This is a genomic window from Pontibacter roseus DSM 17521, assembly GCF_000373265.1.
Classification (GTDB): domain Bacteria; phylum Bacteroidota; class Bacteroidia; order Cytophagales; family Hymenobacteraceae; genus Pontibacter; species Pontibacter roseus.
On sequence record NZ_KB890761.1, the window covers coordinates 1,063,418 to 1,078,871 of the forward strand.

Below are 15,454 nucleotides of genomic sequence, written 5' to 3' on the forward strand. Positions count from 1 at the left end.
AAGATGACGAATATCATCTTTCGCTGCGTCGGTCTCAGCTGAGGGCTATACCTTGAAAGGGAGCCCAGATGGCTGTCGCAGGAGGCGGGGCACTGACCGAAATGATGGTTTTCAGGGTTGGGTGCTCAAACTGAAGGCGCCGCGCGTGCAGGGCTATGCTCTTATCAGGCAAGGGAGCGGGTGCGCCATACTTCAGGTCGCCAGCGATGGGGCAGTTCATAGAGGCCAGCTGCACCCGTATCTGGTGTGGCCTACCCGTGATAGGGTTCACCTCAAGCAAGTAGCTTTTCTGGTGCTGACTAATAAGCCTGTAACTCAATTCAGAGCGCTGGCCGTTGCTGTTCTCGCGGGCATAGGCCTTGGTCACGTTGCGGCTGCTGTCCTTGATGAGCCAGTGCACCAGCGTCTGTTGCTCCACCGCGGGCTTGTTGTGCACCACTGCCCAATAGGTCTTGATGGTCTTCTTGCTCCGGAACAGCTCATTCAGTCGCGTGAGGGCTTTGGAGGTTTTAGCCAGCAGTACCACGCCACTTACTGGCCGGTCCAGTCGGTGCACCACCCCCACAAATACGTTGCCTGGCTTGTTATACTTCTCCTTCAGGTATAGCTTGGCTATATCTGCCAGGCATTCGTCACCTGTTTCGTCACCGTGCACCAGCAAGCCGGCGGGTTTATTCACCACCAGCACATGGTTATCCTCAAAAAGAACATCTAACATAGGAATTATGAATTACGAATTCGGAATTATGAATTGTAGGAAGTCATCGTGCCTTATAGCATAGTGGCTGTAAGTACGAAAAGCTACCTGCTGAGTACCATTCGTAATTCATAATTCCGAATTCGTAATTAGATTTAATATGCCTCTTTCTCGTTGGGGAAGTCCTTACTTTTTACGTCCTGCACGTAATGCTTCACGGCATCCGTCATGATGGTATGCAGGTCGGCGTAGCGGCGCAGGAAGCGTGGCTTGAACTCTTTGTTGATGCCCAGCATGTCGTGCACCACTAGTACCTGCCCATCCACATGCGGTCCAGCCCCAATGCCAATGATAGGGATTTGCAGGGCCTCGGTCACGCGCTTCGCCAGTTCAGATGGAATCTTCTCCAGCACAATGGAAAAGCAGCCCAACTCTTGCAGCAGCAGGGCGTCTTCTATCAGTTTCTGGGCTTCGGCCTCTTCTTTGGCGCGTACCGTGTAAGTGCCGAACTTGTAAATAGACTGTGGCGTCAGGCCCAGGTGCCCCATCACGGGTACACCCGCACTGAGTATGCGCGTAATGGATTCCTTTATTTCGGCGCCACCTTCTAGCTTGATGCCATGCGCACCAGATTCCTTCATAATCCGGATGGTGGAGCGCAAAGCCTCTGAAGAGTTGCCCTGGTAAGAACCAAACGGCAGGTCCACTACCACAAAAGCGCGGCTCACGCCCCTGATGACTGAAGAGGCGTGGTAAATCATCTGGTCCAATGTAATGGGGAGCGTGGTCTCATGGCCAGCCATCACGTTAGAGGCCGAGTCGCCAACGAGGAGTACATCCACACCGGCAGCGTCCAGAATGGTGGCCATGGAGAAGTCGTATGCCGTGAGCATGGAGATTTTCTCGCCGCGCTCTTTCATGTTCTGCAGCTGGTGCGTGGTTACTTTCTTAACGTCGCTTTTGTGGACAGACATAGGATGCTGTTTTAGATGAGGGTCAAAAGTATGAAATTCAAAACAAAACAGCCACCCGTTCTGGCAAGTGGCTGTCACAGGGGTTATCGGAAGTTTACGCCAGACCTGTTTCGGGAGAGCTTCAGGTCGCGTAGCAGGGCAGAGCGGGCGTTGATGGTGACGTTGTAGCCCCGCATGATGCCAAAAGGCGTCCAACCGATGCTCATCTCCCAGCAATGCAGGTCGCGGTATATGTCCAGTCTGGCGTTGGCGATGTTCTGGTTCTCAAAGTCGTAGTGGGCCGTATACCCTACTTTCCACTTGTCTGTGAAGTTCACGGTGCCTTGCACCCCGATGTTCTGCCTCAGGCTGTTCTCGGAGATGTTGGCTATACCTGCTGTGTAGAAGATGGTGTAGTCCAGGCTCAGCGTCCAGGGTATGTTGAAGTCTACGTAGTCTGGCATGAGCGGGTCAGTCGGGCTCAGCATACCGGGCAGGTTGGTAGGCGGCGGCGTGTTGCTCGCCCTGGCCTCCGGGTTAAAGTTGGCCCGCATACTCAGGTTAGCGTTGGTCAGTCGTGCCAGTTTGAAGCCAGAGCCCTCCAGCATGTAGCGGTCAATGCGGGTGCCTTCAGCGTTCAGTTGGTATGGGTCGAAAGTGGAACTCACGTTGATGTCGAAGAGCCGCAGCAGGCGCGTGTTCATGTTGATGTTGATGGGGCTGAGGCGCAGCGAATCCGAGGCAAAGTTGTAGAAGGTGGTGATGCCGAGGTTGTCAATCAGGCTGACCTTTTCAAATGCCGTGGCGGCGGAGTCAGACTTGGCCCTCACCTTCATCTCCACGTTGTTCTGAATGCCGATGCTCATGCCGCTCGTCAAACCGCCCGATGGCACAGTGCCGCCCGCAAAGCTAGGCAGTGTCTGGTAAATGGGGAGGTTAGTCAACGTGTCAATCCCTACCTGGGGTGTCTGGTAGAAGCCAAACCTGCTCTGGTCACCGAAGTTGGGGCGGTAGGAGTAGCCGATGCTGGGTCGCATTACGTGGCGTATAGCCTGCACTTTCCTGTCCTTCCGGAAATTGACGGTGCCGTATACGGTGGTGTTGAGGGTGGCGCCGCCGCTGTACTCGTATACCCGGCCAAAGCTCGCGGTGTCAATTCGCACCCGTCGCTGCTCTGGGTCAAACGAGTAGGTGAGCTTATTGTCGAACCAGGACTCGCGGTACGATACGGAAGGCGTCAGGTTGAAGAAACGGAGCACCTTGTAGTTGCCCAGGCCAATGCTGAAGTTGTGGTCGGCGCTCTTGCGGCCGTTCCGCCACAGGCGACCCAGGTTATCGAAGTTGATGGCAAAGGTGGAGTCTCTTTCCGTGCCGCCTATCACCGGCACAGTGCCCAAGTTACGGGCGCGCTCCACGTTCGACACCTCGTTACGGGCGCGCAGGTTGTAGCCAAAGGTGAAGTTCTCATACCAGCGGCCTGTCGGTACGTTCTTCGAAAAAATCTCATACACGCTCATCTGCGTCATGGCGAAGTTGAGGTCCGGCAGCACGAAGTTCATCGTGGTAGGGGCTGGTCTCCGGTTTTCCCCTTCACCTACAAAGCCACCGTTGTTCTGCCCCTGGCTCAGGGTGGCGGTATAGCTGAAGGGCGTGTTCTGTATGTTCTTCTGGTACGTGATGCTCGAGTTGAACGTAGGGGTAAGGTACTGTCCCGGGTTGTTGTTCATGTTCACCCGATTGTGCTGGCTGCTGCCCGCCCGCACGTTAGCGGTAAAGCGGCCACGGCCGGGTTTCTGCACCGGGCTGTGTGACCACGTCACGAAGGCGGTGCGCTGCGACGGGGGCAGGCCACCCAGGTCGTTGGTAGACCGGGAAGGGTCGGCAACATCCGCCTCGTCGTTCTTGAAGTAGTCGTAGCTAATGTTGAAATTGCCCCGGTACGAGTAGCGATTGACATAGGTGTTGTCCACGGCCACCCGGAAGCCGCCCAGTGAGTAGATGTCGCCGGTGATGCGGGTGCCGATGTAGTCGTTCAGGGCCAGGTAGTAGCCGCCGTTGCTCAGGTAGAAGCCGCGGGCACGCGACTCCCCGAAGGTAGGCATGATGATACCGGATGAGCGCTTGTTACGCGGTGTCGGGAAGAGGCCGAAGAGGAAACCCAGCGGCGTAGGTATGTCGGCAATCACGAGGTTGAACGGACCTGACATGATTTTGTCGTTAGGTATAGCCTTTATCTTTCCGGCGCTGATGTAGAAGTGCGGGTGCTCCAGGTTACAGGTCGTGTATTTGTTGTGCAGGCCGAAGATTTCATTCTGCTCATTTTTTTTCACCACCTCGGAGTGTATGTATCCTTCGCCTTGCTGCGTTACCACTTCAGAGATGCGGCCTTTGCGGGTCTTGTAGTTATAGGCGATGCGCTTGGCGGCATAATTCTCTGCGCCGTCCGCAAACACCGGAGTACCAACCTCTTTGCCGGTGGAGTCCTTGAGCGTGGTCGCGGTAAGGGTGTTGGCCTCGTAGTCAATCTGTATGTAGGCAGCCTCGAGCTTCATGGTGCCATAATCAATTTTGGCATCACCGTACAGATGCACTACCTTGCGGTCTACCTCAAACTGAATGGAGTCCTTGGCAGAGTATTTGATTGTCGTCTCGATGTCGCCTTGGGGCACGGGAGCCGTGAGCGAATCCTGAGGGGCGGTGATGCTGACGGTGTCTTTAGGCGTGGCGACAGGCGGCCGCACCCTTTGCCCCGACACGGGCAGGGCGGAGAGCACCGCAAGCTGCAGCAACAGCAAAAAAATCAAAATGTAGTTTAACTTCTTCAGACTTCCCTAAAGTTTTATTTATTTTGTACAAAGTTATTGTTTTAGCTTTTAACTAACGAGCGTTGTGAGAAATATTGTTATTGTCCCCATCCTGGCCCTTATTTTACTGCTATGCTCTTCCAATAAACTGGAGTTTCGCAAGGCCTACAAACTACGTACAGTGGTAATTGACGCCGGCCACGGAGGCAAGGATATTGGCTGTAACGGAAAAGTCTCACACGAGGCCGATGTGGCCCTCAGACTCGCTCTGCAGGTAGGCGGCCTGATTGAGAAAAACGTGCCGGATGTGAAGGTGGTGTATACCCGCAAGGATGACACCTTCGTGGAACTCATCGACCGGGCAGGTATAGCCAACAAGAACAACGCGGACCTCTTCATCTCCATCCACCTGAACGCGGGACCTCCCACCGCCTTCGGAACCGAGACCTATACCATGGGCCTGCATACCACCAACGGCAACCTGGCTGTGGCCAAGCGCGAGAACGCCGTAATTTTGCAGGAAGATGACTACAAGGAGAAGTATGGCGGCTTTGACCCCAACTCCCCGCAGAGCCACATCATGTTCGCCCTGCACCAGAGTGCCTACATCGACAACAGCCTTCGCTTCGCCCAGAAAGTGGAGAATGAGTTCAAAACACGGGTGGGCCGCACCAGCCGCGGCGTGAAGCAGGCCGGCTTCCTGGTGCTGTGGAAATCCTACATGCCGAGCGTGCTGATTGAGGCCGGCTTCCTGACCAACCCTACAGAGGAAAAATTCCTTAACGATAAGACTAACCAAACGTATATGGCATCAGGTATATATCGTGCCTTCAAGGAGTACAAGCAAGAGCTTGAAGCCATGAACTAAAGCTAAACCAAACGGTCTTACGTGAAAATATCCAAAGAAATCAAAGTTGCCCTGCTAGGTATAGTGGCAATCATCATCCTATATTTCGGGTTCATGTTTCTGAAAGGGTCCGATCTCTTCTCTAAATCCAATACCTTCCATGTTGTTTATGATAATGTAGATGGCCTCTCGGTGTCCAACCCTGTTGTTTTGAACGGTATACAGGTGGGGCATGTGAAGGAACTCACGCTGCTGACTGAGAGAGGCAACCAAATCAAAGTAGACATAGAAGTGCGCAAGGACCTGCAGATTGGTGACTCCACTATCGCCAGCCTGGGCAACTCCGATTTGTTGGGTAGCAAGGCCATCACGCTATACCTGCGCAACAATTCCAAGCAATACAACGGGGGCGAGGAGTTGATATCCTACAAAGAGACAAGCATAGCGGACATGCTTTCTTCCAAATCGGTGCCTGTGATTGATAAGGTGGATACCACCCTGGCCCGCGTGAACAGGCTGCTGGACAGCGAGGCGAAAAACAACCTGCAGCAGATACTGGCCAACTCCAACGAGACCACCAAGACCGTCAATGACATATTGCGGGAGAACCAGCGCAACATCAACCAGATTACCACCAACCTCACCCAGCTGACTTCCGCCCTGAAACAGACGCAGCGTAACATAGACCGTCTGGCCGTGAACATGACCGAGATTACGGATACGCTGAAGCAGGTGGAAATCAACAAGCTGGTGCGGGACGCCAACTCCGCCGTGAACGAACTGGAGACGACTATCTCCAAACTCAACTCCAACGAAGGCTCGCTGGGCAGGCTCATGAACGATGAGGAACTGTACCAGAACATGAACCGCTCCACCGAAGCGCTCAACCTGCTGCTGCGCGATATACAGGCCTACCCGAAACGCTATGTGCAGTTCTCGCTCATCGGCCGCAAAGACAGGTATAAGGTAGACGCCACAGGCCGTGTGATTACGCTGGAGGAGGTGAAGGAGCTGCAGGACGAGAACCCGGATGAATTCCGCCGCCCGGTTCTGGATTCCCTGAGTGTGCCAGCCACTGACACCACAAAAAGGCAATAAGGCATCTTATAAAAATTGTATATTTGTGAAATCCGCCCTTAAAGCGGATTTTTCATTGTAAATCAGTCTCTCAACTCTACAACCCTTCATGGATATCGAATTCAATAAAAACGAGGACTCCCTAAAGCAGCTGAGTTTCCAGCTGAGAAGCAAACTGAAGAAAGTATACCTGGGCGGCGGTGAGAAGCGCATCCAGAAAGAGCATGAAAAGGGCAAGATGACGGCCCGCGAGCGCATCGCCTACCTGCTCGACGAAGGTACTGAGTTCTTGGAAGTAGCCGCCTTTGCAGGCGAGGGAATGTACCAAGACGTAGGTGGCTGTCCCAGCGGCGGCGTGGTGACAGGTATAGGCTACATCAAAGGGCGCCAGTGCGTGGTAGTAGCCAACGATGCCACTGTGAAAGCCGGCGCTTGGTTCCCCATCACCGCCAAAAAGAACCTGCGTGCCCAGGAAATCTCCATTGAGAACAAACTGCCTATCGTATACCTAGTGGACAGCGCCGGTGTGTTTCTGCCCATGCAGGACGAGATATTCCCAGACAAAGAGCACTTCGGGCGCATGTTCCGCAACAATGCCGTGATGAGCTCTATGGGCATCGTGCAGATTGCCGCCATCATGGGCAGCTGCGTGGCCGGAGGAGCCTACCTACCGATTATGAGCGATGAGGCCTTGATAGTGGAAGGAACTGGTTCTGTGTTTTTGGGCGGTTCCTACCTTGTGAAATCAGCCATTGGAGAGAACATTGACAATGAAACGCTGGGCGGTGCGACCACCCATTGCGAGATTTCTGGCGTGACCGATTACAAGTGCAAGGACGACAAAGAGGCGCTGGACCACATCCGCACCATTTTCGATAAACTGGGCGAGAACCCGAAGGCCGGTTTCAGCCGCATAGAACCCGCATCCCCCAAGCTGGAGGAAAGCGAAATCTATGGGATGCTGCCCGCCGACCGTACCAAGCCCTACGACATGATGGATATCATCCATCGCCTGGTAGATAACTCGGAATTTGAGCCTTACAAGGACCTGTACGGACAGACGCTCATCTGTGGCTTGGGCCGCATAGACGGTTGGGCAGTAGGTATAGTGGCCAACCAACGCAAGATTGTGAAGAGCAAAAAAGGTGAGATGCAGATGGGCGGCGTGATTTACTCTGACTCCGCTGACAAGGCCGCCCGCTTCATCATGAACTGCAACCAGAAAAAGATTCCGCTGGTGTTCCTGCACGATGTATCCGGCTTTATGGTGGGCAGCAAAGCCGAGCACGGCGGCATTATCAAGGACGGCGCCAAGATGGTGAATGCCATGGCCAACTCTGTGGTACCGAAGTTCACCATCATCCTGGGCAACAGCTACGGGGCCGGCAACTATGCCATGTGCGGCAAAGCCTACGACCCACGCCTGATTTACGCCTGGCCATCGGCACAACTGGCGGTGATGAGCGGAGCGGCTGCGGCCAAAACCCTGCTTCAGATACAGGTGTCGGCGTTGAAGGCTAAGGGAGAGGAGATTACACCGGAGGCGGAACAGGAGCTGCTGGAGCGCATCACGGCCAAGTACAACGAGGAGCTGTCGCCTTACTATGCGGCCGCCAGGTTGTGGATAGACGGCATCATTGACCCGCTGGAGACCCGCAAGGTGATTTCAATGGGCATAGAGGCCGCAAACCACGCGCCAATCGAAAAGCCTTACAACGTAGGTGTTATACAGACGTAAATCATAGGATTATATTGGAGGGAAGAGGCAGGCGCAGCCATCTGTAGAAGCGCGTGCCTCAGGTATAGCTGTTTAAAATAAAATACGATTACAAGCGTGACGAAGAAGGAAATAAAGGCACTTATCTCGCTGTTGGATGACATCGACCATGAGGTGGCCTCGCATGTGGAGCAGAAGATAGTGTCGCTGGGGGAGAGCATCATACCCTTTTTGGAAGAGGAGTGGGAGGAGACGCTGGACGCGGACCTGCAGAAGAAAATCGAGGACCTGATTCACAACCTACAGTTCGACGGGCTGCTGCAACGGCTGAAAGACTGGAAGGAAGGCGGCGGGCAGGATTTGATTGAAGGGCTTTGGCTGGTGAACACCTACCTATACCCGGATGTGGAGCTGGCAACTCTGAACAAAGCCATAGAGCAGCTGTACTTCGATGCCTGGACGCACATGAAGGAAAACATGCACCCGTATGACCAGGTAAAGGCGCTCAACAACGTGCTGTTCCGGGAAAAGCGTTTTTCTGCCAACACCAAGAACTTCCATTCGCCGTCCAACTCCATGCTGCACCTGGCGCTGGAGACCAAGCGCGGCAATCCGCTTACGCTGTGCGCCATCTACATGACCATTGCGCAGAAGCTGGACATGCCGGTGTTCGGCGTGAACCTGCCCAACCTGTTCATCCTGACCTACAAACTAGGCGAGGTACAGTTTTATATCAATGTGTACAACAAGGGCCTCATGCTGTCCAAAACGGATATAGATAACTACATTCTGCAGCTCAACCTGAACCCGGTAGATATCTTCTATGAGCCTTGCTCCAACCTCGAAATCATTAAGCGGGCACTGCGCAACCTGGCCTTCTCTTTTGAGAAGACGAATGACCTGGAGAAGGCGACGGAGGTGACCAAGCTGCTCACCGCCATCACAGACGACGACCCTGCTATTTAGGTATAGCCACAAAGCAGAAGGCCGCCCCAGTAACTGGAGCGGCCTTCTGCTTTGTGGCTATACCTTGGTTAGTATTTTTTTATCATACAGCCTGTTGGGCGTTTGTCAAGTGTGGTCACCGTTTTGTTAGCCAGCACCTCGTCAATCACAGACTTGAGGTAGTTGTTCTTCACATTGGTCTCCACCTGTGGGTTGTCGTCAATGGCGCCTTTATATTTCAGCACGAATTCGCCGTTGGTGTTGTGCAGCACAAACACCTCCGGGGTTTTGGTGGCGCCAAAGCGCTGGCTGATTTTCTGCCCTTCGTCGGCTAGGTATGGGAAGCCATAGTTCTTGGCTGCCAGGTCCTCTAGTTTATCACTGCCTTCGCCAAGGCCTACCGTCGGGTTGATGAACACAAACTGCACCCCCTGCGGGTCATATGACTTCGAAAGCGTGACGAGCCGGTTCTCATAGAGCTTTGAGTAAGGACACTGGTTGTTGGTGAAGACTACCACCACCGCCTTGCTCCTGGCGAATTCGCTGAGGGAGACGGATTTGTTCTGACTGTCCTTCAGCGAGAAGTCAGCTACTTTACTGCCCAGCTGGTAACCGCCACCCTGGGCGAAAACGCTGGCTGTAACCAGAAAGGCTACGGCAAAAGAAGCTAGGTATTTCATATCGTTTGTTTTAGGTAAGTAAGCGTGGGGTCATTTGTCAATACTGTAGGTGAGCACATGACCAAGCAGAAGCTCGTGTTGAATCTGATACAATTTAGAAAATTTATCGGTAATTACCTGCCCCTGCAACACGTTGTTTTCAGCACCCTGGGCGGGTTCCACGAATAAGTTCTCTTTAAAAACCAACTGCTTTTTACCGTACATCTTGTACAATGTTTCTTTGGCACTCCAGTACAGGCAAGTCTTCAGCTCATCATCGGCGGTCAGTATCCGCTCCCGCTCCGTCAGAAACTTGTCTGCCACACGCAGTGCCTTCGGGCTGATATACTCAATATCTATGCCAACCTCATACCTATCGGAAAGGATGACGGCGGCCAGGCTGGGGGAGTGGGTGATGGACAGGTGCAGGCCCTCTTTCTGGAGCAGGGGTTTGCCGGTCAAATCGCGGAGCAGGGGCAGCGGCTCGGCAGTGAAGCGCTGCAGCAATTGGTATACCAGCACCCGGCTTGCCAGCCACTCCCGCTGCCTGCGCGGGTGGGTATGCGCCAGTGCCTGTTGCGCATCGAAATGAGGCGGCAGGGTATGGAGCAGCTCCTCCGGCTCCTCTTCCAGGGTCCATATTCCCAGCAAGGTATGGCTATCGAGTTCGCGGGTGTGGAAGAGGGGCATGGCAGGGGTTTTTGGGTAAGGACGAGGGGGTTAGCCGCAATTGTTGTAAATTTAGGTAAAATCTAGAACCAAGGTACGAATACATGGCTAGCAAGATACAAGTAGAGAAACTCGCCACCCTCACCGGCCACCGGGACTGCGTGTATACCCTGGGGGGAGCAACAGACCCTGCCACGGTGTACTCGGCGGGTGGTGACGGCATGGTGGCCGCCTGGGATTTGAACAACCCGGAGACAGGGGAATTGGTAGCCAAGGTGACTACTTCGGTGTACGCACTGCGGAATGTGCCGGAACGGGAGCTGCTCCTGATAGGCCAGAACATGGAAGGGCTGCATGTGATTGACCTGCAGAGCAAAGCCATACGGGCTTCTGTGGCGCTGCCCAAAGTGGCCATATTCGATATAGCCCATGTGCCGGAGACGGACCAGGTATACGTGGGGCTGGCAAACGGAGGTATAGCGGTCATCGGTGCCACAGACTTTGAGCTGCGCAGCATGGTGCGCAAATCAGGCAAGAGCGTGCGGAGCCTGGCTTACAACCCTGCTACAAACGAACTGGCCGCCGGGTATAGCGACCACGTGGTGCGGATTTTTGATGCCACCACCATGGAACTGAAGCACGAGCTGACTGCCCATACCAATTCCGTGTTCACGGTCGTTTACTCTCCAGATGGCACGCTCTTGCTCACAGCTGGCCGCGATGCGCACCTGCGGGTATGGGAGGTGCAGGAAGAATACAAGGAGCGCGGCTACGTGATAGCCCACATGTATACCGTCAACCACATCACCTACAGCCCGGATGGCCGCCATTTCGCGAGCTGCAGCATGGATAAGTCCATCAAGATTTGGGATGCCCAGACCTTCAAATTACTCAAGGTTATTGACAAAGTCCGGAACGCCGGCCACGGCACCTCCGTCAACAAATTATTTTGGTCGGCTCATCAGAATCAGTTAGTTTCGTGTAGCGATGACCGGACCATTTCGGTCTGGAATATAAATTTCAGTTAGGATTATGAAGATTACACCCCTAGAAATCAGGCAAAAGACATTTGAGAAGGCGTTCCGAGGTTTGGACAAGGATGAAGTAAATGCCTTTTTGCTGACCTTATCGCAGCAGTGGGAGAAACTGATGGATGAGAACAAGGATTTGCGCAACAAGCTGGAGGCCGCGCATCGCGAGACCCAGAAGCTGCGTGAGGTGGAATCTTCCCTATACAAAACCCTGAAAACCGCCGAAGACACCGGCAACAGCATACTCGAGCAGGCCAGCAAGTCATCGGAGCTGAAACTGCGCGAGGCACAGCTGCAGGCAGACCAGCTCCTGAACATGGCGCGCAACCAGGCCCGCACCGTGCTGGAGGACTCCAAGAAGCAGGCGGAGCGGGTGATAGGCGAGATGCAGCAGGAAGTGAAGGCCCTGGAGCAGGATTACCAGCGCATGGAGTCTTACCTGGAGACCATGGTGCGTGACCTCCGCAACCTAGCCAACGAGGCCCTGGAAAAAGCCGAGAAGACGAAATCAAAACCTAAAACCAGTACATCCAGTATTCTCTCAAGGGCAGCCGAAGTACGCGTAGAGCAACCCGAGCTGCTCCATAACCTGAGAGACATGGACAACACAGCATCAAATAGAACCATACAATTGCCTGAGACTACGGATAGCGTGGTGACGTCGGCCACCCTGGTGACCGGCAGCGGCTACGAGCCTTTTGGCGACCCTGCCCCGGACGTGACGCAGCCTCAACCCGAGGTGCCTAACCCTGTGACCCCGGTGCCGGATATACCTGCCCCCGAGATTGAGCAGCCAAAGCCTGAGTACCCGGGTACCGTGCCTGCCCCTGAAATAGAGCGCCCTATACCTGACATACAACCCGTGACGCCAGACAAGCCGGAGATTCAGCCTCCGCTGACGGAGCCATCGCGCAACCTGGCCGACTGGGCGAAGAGCAGGGAAAAGGAGAAGGCCGGTTCCTTCTTTGACGAGATAGGCTAAGCCGCACCCATGGGACAGATTGCGCTGGAAGGTATGGAGTTTTTCGCCTTCCATGGCTACTATGACGAGGAGCAGAAAATCGGGAACAAGTACGGTATAGACCTGTTCATTGAAACCGACCTGCGCCGCGCCGCTGAAACCGATGACCTGCACCAGACCGTGAACTATGAGGTGTTATATGCGCTGGCGCTGGAGGAGATGAAGGTTCCGGCCCGCTTGCTGGAGCACCTCGGCCACCGCATCATCGACAAAATTTACGAGCGTTTTCCGTTTGTGGAGTCCGTGAAAATCAAGGTATACAAGTTCAACCCACCCCTCGGCGGTATATGCAAATGGGCGAAGGTGACGCTTGAAGAAACCAGATAAAGAGTACTTATTGATGCGAGAGCAGTCGGTGCAGCCATGCGCCGGCTGTTTTTGTTTTGAGGCTATACCTGGAGAAAAGGGAAATCTAGACCAACTTCAGCAGCTCAGCCGCAGCCGCGAAGGCAGACTTCTGCCCCTCCTGTACCTGCCGCGCTATACCGGGTAGCTGCTCCTGCACCTGTTGGTGGCTATAGAAGTTCTCCTCCAGGCCCTGCCTTATGGCCTCATACATCCACTGCAGGTTCTGGTCGCGCCGTTTTTTCTCAAAGAAGCCATTCTGCTGCGAGAGTTTCAGGTAATCGGACACGGATTGCCAAATGGTGTCCAGACCGCTCGGTTCCAGTGCGGAGCAGACGGAGACTTTGGGCAGCCAGCCGGATGCGGCCATGGGGTAGAGGTGCAGCGCATTCTGGTACTCGGCGCGGGCTGCCTTCGCCTTCATGGCATTCTCCCCGTCTGCTTTGGTGATAGCGATGGCATCAGCCATCTCCATAATACCACGCTTGATGCCCTGCAACTCGTCACCGGCTCCGGCCAGCATGAGCAGCAGAAAGAAATCGACCATGGCGTGCACCGCCGTCTCCGACTGGCCCACGCCAACGGTTTCCACAATCACCGCGTCGAAACCGGCGGCCTCGCAAAGCAGGATGGACTCGCGCGTGCTGCGGGTGACGCCACCCAGCGACTTGCCGGCAGGAGAGGGGCGGATAAACGCCTGCGGGTTGGTGGATAGGGATTCCATGCGCGTCTTATCGCCCAGAATGCTGCCCCCGGTGCGCTGGCTCGTAGGATCGACGGCCAGGACCGCCAGCCTCTTGCCCTGCTCCTGAATTAGGTAGTTGCCGAAGGCTTCGATGAACGTACTCTTGCCTACCCCGGGCACACCCGTTATACCTATCCTTACCGAGTTGCCGGCATGCGGCAGCACCTGATTGATGACCTCTTGCGCCAGTTCCAGGTCAGAGGCCAGCCGGCTCTCCACCAGCGTGATGGCGCGACTCAACATCACCCGGTCTCCGGCAAGTATACCAGCCACGTACTTATCTGCACTGAAACGTTTTGCCAAGGCGCTACAATTGAGGTAGACAATCGATTGTGATACAAATTTAGAATTTATGCGTTACCAGACCAGCTTATTTGCTGGGAAAGCCATGGGTAAAGCAAGAAGCCCGGCATGCCTATGCCGGGCTTCTGTGAAGAATTGCTGGTTTATACCTTATCTGATATTGGCAGAGCGGCTAGTAGCAGGTCGTATACCTTGCGGAAAGTTCGGCAGGCCCAAGTCGCTTTTGCGGCCGCCCAGGTGCATGCCGGTGTCCACATAGTTACTTTCCTTGCCCAAAGCGTTTGGCTTGCTGATAACCCCGAGGTGGATATTATCTTGTCGGGCCACGTACATGCGCCCATCCGGACCAAGTTGCAAGGCACCAATGCGGGGACTGCCGGAGGTGCCGATTATCTGGGCCGACTTCGAGATGGCCGCTTCGTCGCCAGCCTGCAAATTGAATTGGATGATTTGCGCTTTGCCGCCTCCTTTGCCGTTGGCGGTGCCATACAGCTTAGTGCCGTCCGGGGAGAAGCAAACGCCATACGCCTCTTCATAACCCTTCAGTAGGATGGGGTCAGACACCTCACCGGTGCTACGGTTGAAGCGAAGTACTTCAAAATTGCTGTCGCTGTCCCAGAGGGCGGCGGCCAAGCGAGTTCCGTCCGGTGAGGGAACCAGATAGCCAATGGCTTTGCGGTGCGCCCCACCGTGAACCGTTCCCACGTTCGTCATGACCGGCTCCATGTTCACGCCCTCAGCCGTGACCAGATAGGCCATATAGGCGTTGCTGTTCCAGCGGTGCGCAATGACCCACCAATCCTGATTGTTGCTGTGGCGTACGGCGGTGAGTTTCTCAGTGGCAGGTGCAATCATGAATACGTTGCGTGCCGTGATGTCTCCGTTCCCGCCGTCTTTGTTCATGTTCACCACACTGTAGCGCAAGCCATTGGACTGCGCCTGAATGTCGGTGGTGAAGATGTAGAAAAGGCTGTCGGTGCCGGGCTGCGGAATGATGAGCGCCGACTGTGTGGACGACTTCATCCCCATCAGGCCGTTGCCGTTCGGCATCACCTTGTGGTTCCGGTTCCAGACCGTGATGCCGTTGGTATAGAACAGGAGGTTGCCTTCCTTATCTGAGATGGTAGCACTGCCTTCCTCAGTCTGTAGCCTTCCGTTTACCACGGCCTTCACACTGTCGCCTTTGAACACAAGCCCCGCTCCCTTGCCGAAGTACCAGTTATTGGTCTCGCCTTGAGCCTGTGCTGTGAGGGTGAGCAGGACCAAGGCAAAAGCGTATGCTATTTTTTTTAACTGAATCATGGATGTCATTTTCTATATAACGCGTCTGTTGCAAACTGAGTGCCAGTTTGTGGTTTATGTTTGCTGGGGGTGAGGATTAGAGGGAATGCGTTCCGCGTTCCCAATGTCCCTGTTCCTCCTTAATATATTTCGGTTACTATACAGGAAGCCGGTCAATTCTGACCTTCTGAGGAGTGGAATCGCCGCAGGTATGAACATCCCCCTGCCCCCTTCGAAGGGGGACTTTCTGCTGTTACTGTTCAGAAGGTATAGGCGTTGTAGCAAGTTATCGCTGGCAGGTATAGCTTTAACACCCCTCTGACTCCCCTCAAGGGGAGAGTTTCCACAGCAGCCACAGAG

The 15,454-nt window shown here is 54.5% G+C and carries 14 protein-coding genes; 7 read left to right on the top strand and 7 right to left on the bottom strand.

Translation table 11 applies throughout. The features are described 5' to 3' along the window. Positions 1-34 precede the first annotated feature (34 nt). From B051_RS0104945 to B051_RS0104955, 3 genes are all read right to left on the bottom strand, one after another. Positions 35-718, bottom strand: coding sequence for an RluA family pseudouridine synthase (locus tag B051_RS0104945; protein WP_033316648.1), 684 nt, complete (start codon positions 716-718; stop codon positions 35-37). Positions 719-852: 134 nt separating this feature from the next. Continuing rightward, entirely contained in the window at positions 853-1,671 is an 819-nt protein-coding gene (panB, locus tag B051_RS0104950) for a 3-methyl-2-oxobutanoate hydroxymethyltransferase (RefSeq protein WP_018477074.1), read from the bottom strand. An 83-nt stretch (positions 1,672-1,754) separates the two neighbouring features. Beyond that, a complete protein-coding gene (locus B051_RS0104955) occupies positions 1,755-4,454 on the bottom strand; it encodes a putative LPS assembly protein LptD (RefSeq protein ID WP_018477075.1) in 2,700 nt (899 codons plus the stop codon). Positions 4,455-4,539: 85 nt separating this feature from the next. Between B051_RS0104955 and B051_RS0104960 the strand changes: the two genes are divergently transcribed. From B051_RS0104960 to B051_RS0104975, 4 genes are all read left to right on the top strand, one after another. After that, entirely contained in the window at positions 4,540-5,322 is a 783-nt protein-coding gene (locus tag B051_RS0104960) for an N-acetylmuramoyl-L-alanine amidase family protein (RefSeq protein ID WP_018477076.1), read from the top strand. A gap of 21 nt (positions 5,323-5,343) precedes the next feature. Then, positions 5,344-6,399 (top strand): MlaD family protein, encoded by a 1,056-nt coding sequence (locus B051_RS0104965; protein WP_018477077.1) that lies wholly within the window; start codon positions 5,344-5,346, stop codon positions 6,397-6,399. A gap of 88 nt (positions 6,400-6,487) precedes the next feature. After that, positions 6,488-8,116, top strand: coding sequence for an acyl-CoA carboxylase subunit beta (locus B051_RS0104970; RefSeq protein WP_018477078.1), 1,629 nt, complete (start codon positions 6,488-6,490; stop codon positions 8,114-8,116). A gap of 96 nt (positions 8,117-8,212) precedes the next feature. Further along, positions 8,213-9,061 (top strand): transglutaminase-like domain-containing protein, encoded by an 849-nt coding sequence (locus B051_RS0104975; protein WP_018477079.1) that lies wholly within the window; start codon positions 8,213-8,215, stop codon positions 9,059-9,061. Positions 9,062-9,129: 68 nt separating this feature from the next. Here B051_RS0104975 and B051_RS0104980 read toward each other — a convergent pair whose 3' ends face one another. Further along, positions 9,130-9,720 carry a thioredoxin family protein gene (locus tag B051_RS0104980; protein ID WP_018477080.1) on the bottom strand — a complete coding sequence of 197 codons (591 nt, stop codon included), beginning with the start codon at positions 9,718-9,720 and terminating at the stop codon, positions 9,130-9,132. A 30-nt stretch (positions 9,721-9,750) separates the two neighbouring features. Beyond that, entirely contained in the window at positions 9,751-10,389 is a 639-nt protein-coding gene (locus B051_RS0104985) for a 4'-phosphopantetheinyl transferase family protein (protein WP_018477081.1), read from the bottom strand. 83 nt (positions 10,390-10,472) lie between these two features. Between B051_RS0104985 and B051_RS0104990 the strand changes: the two genes are divergently transcribed. The 3 genes from B051_RS0104990 to folB are packed head-to-tail and all read left to right on the top strand — an operon-like array spanning position 10,473 to position 12,747. Next, positions 10,473-11,396 (top strand): WD40 repeat domain-containing protein, encoded by a 924-nt coding sequence (locus tag B051_RS0104990; RefSeq protein WP_018477082.1) that lies wholly within the window; start codon positions 10,473-10,475, stop codon positions 11,394-11,396. Positions 11,397-11,400: 4 nt separating this feature from the next. Next, on the top strand, positions 11,401-12,381 hold the full coding sequence (locus B051_RS0104995) for a DivIVA domain-containing protein (RefSeq protein ID WP_018477083.1): 981 nt from the start codon (positions 11,401-11,403) through the stop codon (positions 12,379-12,381). Positions 12,382-12,390: 9 nt separating this feature from the next. Beyond that, positions 12,391-12,747, top strand: coding sequence for a dihydroneopterin aldolase (folB, locus tag B051_RS0105000; protein ID WP_018477084.1), 357 nt, complete (start codon positions 12,391-12,393; stop codon positions 12,745-12,747). Between the two features lie 85 nt (positions 12,748-12,832). Here folB and meaB read toward each other — a convergent pair whose 3' ends face one another. Next, positions 12,833-13,813 (bottom strand): methylmalonyl Co-A mutase-associated GTPase MeaB, encoded by a 981-nt coding sequence (gene meaB, locus B051_RS0105005; RefSeq protein ID WP_018477085.1) that lies wholly within the window; start codon positions 13,811-13,813, stop codon positions 12,833-12,835. 150 nt (positions 13,814-13,963) lie between these two features. Then, positions 13,964-15,115 carry a WD40 repeat domain-containing protein gene (locus B051_RS0105010; protein WP_018477086.1) on the bottom strand — a complete coding sequence of 384 codons (1,152 nt, stop codon included), beginning with the start codon at positions 15,113-15,115 and terminating at the stop codon, positions 13,964-13,966. Between the last annotated feature and the right edge of the window lie 339 nt (positions 15,116-15,454).

What these genes read in the sequence shown, in the direction of transcription:
- B051_RS0104980 (WP_018477080.1), bottom strand. Translation starts at nt 9,720, where the DNA reads ATGAAATACCTAGCTTCTTTTGCCGTAGCCTTTCTGGTTACAGCCAGC.
- B051_RS0104985 (WP_018477081.1), bottom strand. Translation starts at nt 10,389, where the DNA reads ATGCCCCTCTTCCACACCCGCGAACTCGATAGCCATACCTTGCTGGGA.
- B051_RS0104945 (WP_033316648.1), bottom strand. Translation starts at nt 718, where the DNA reads ATGTTAGATGTTCTTTTTGAGGATAACCATGTGCTGGTGGTGAATAAA.
- B051_RS0104995 (WP_018477083.1), top strand. Translation starts at nt 11,401, where the DNA reads ATGAAGATTACACCCCTAGAAATCAGGCAAAAGACATTTGAGAAGGCG.
- B051_RS0104990 (WP_018477082.1), top strand. Translation starts at nt 10,473, where the DNA reads ATGGCTAGCAAGATACAAGTAGAGAAACTCGCCACCCTCACCGGCCAC.
- panB (WP_018477074.1), bottom strand. Translation starts at nt 1,671, where the DNA reads ATGTCTGTCCACAAAAGCGACGTTAAGAAAGTAACCACGCACCAGCTG.
- folB (WP_018477084.1), top strand. Translation starts at nt 12,391, where the DNA reads ATGGGACAGATTGCGCTGGAAGGTATGGAGTTTTTCGCCTTCCATGGC.
- B051_RS0104970 (WP_018477078.1), top strand. Translation starts at nt 6,488, where the DNA reads ATGGATATCGAATTCAATAAAAACGAGGACTCCCTAAAGCAGCTGAGT.
- B051_RS0105010 (WP_018477086.1), bottom strand. Translation starts at nt 15,115, where the DNA reads ATGATTCAGTTAAAAAAAATAGCATACGCTTTTGCCTTGGTCCTGCTC.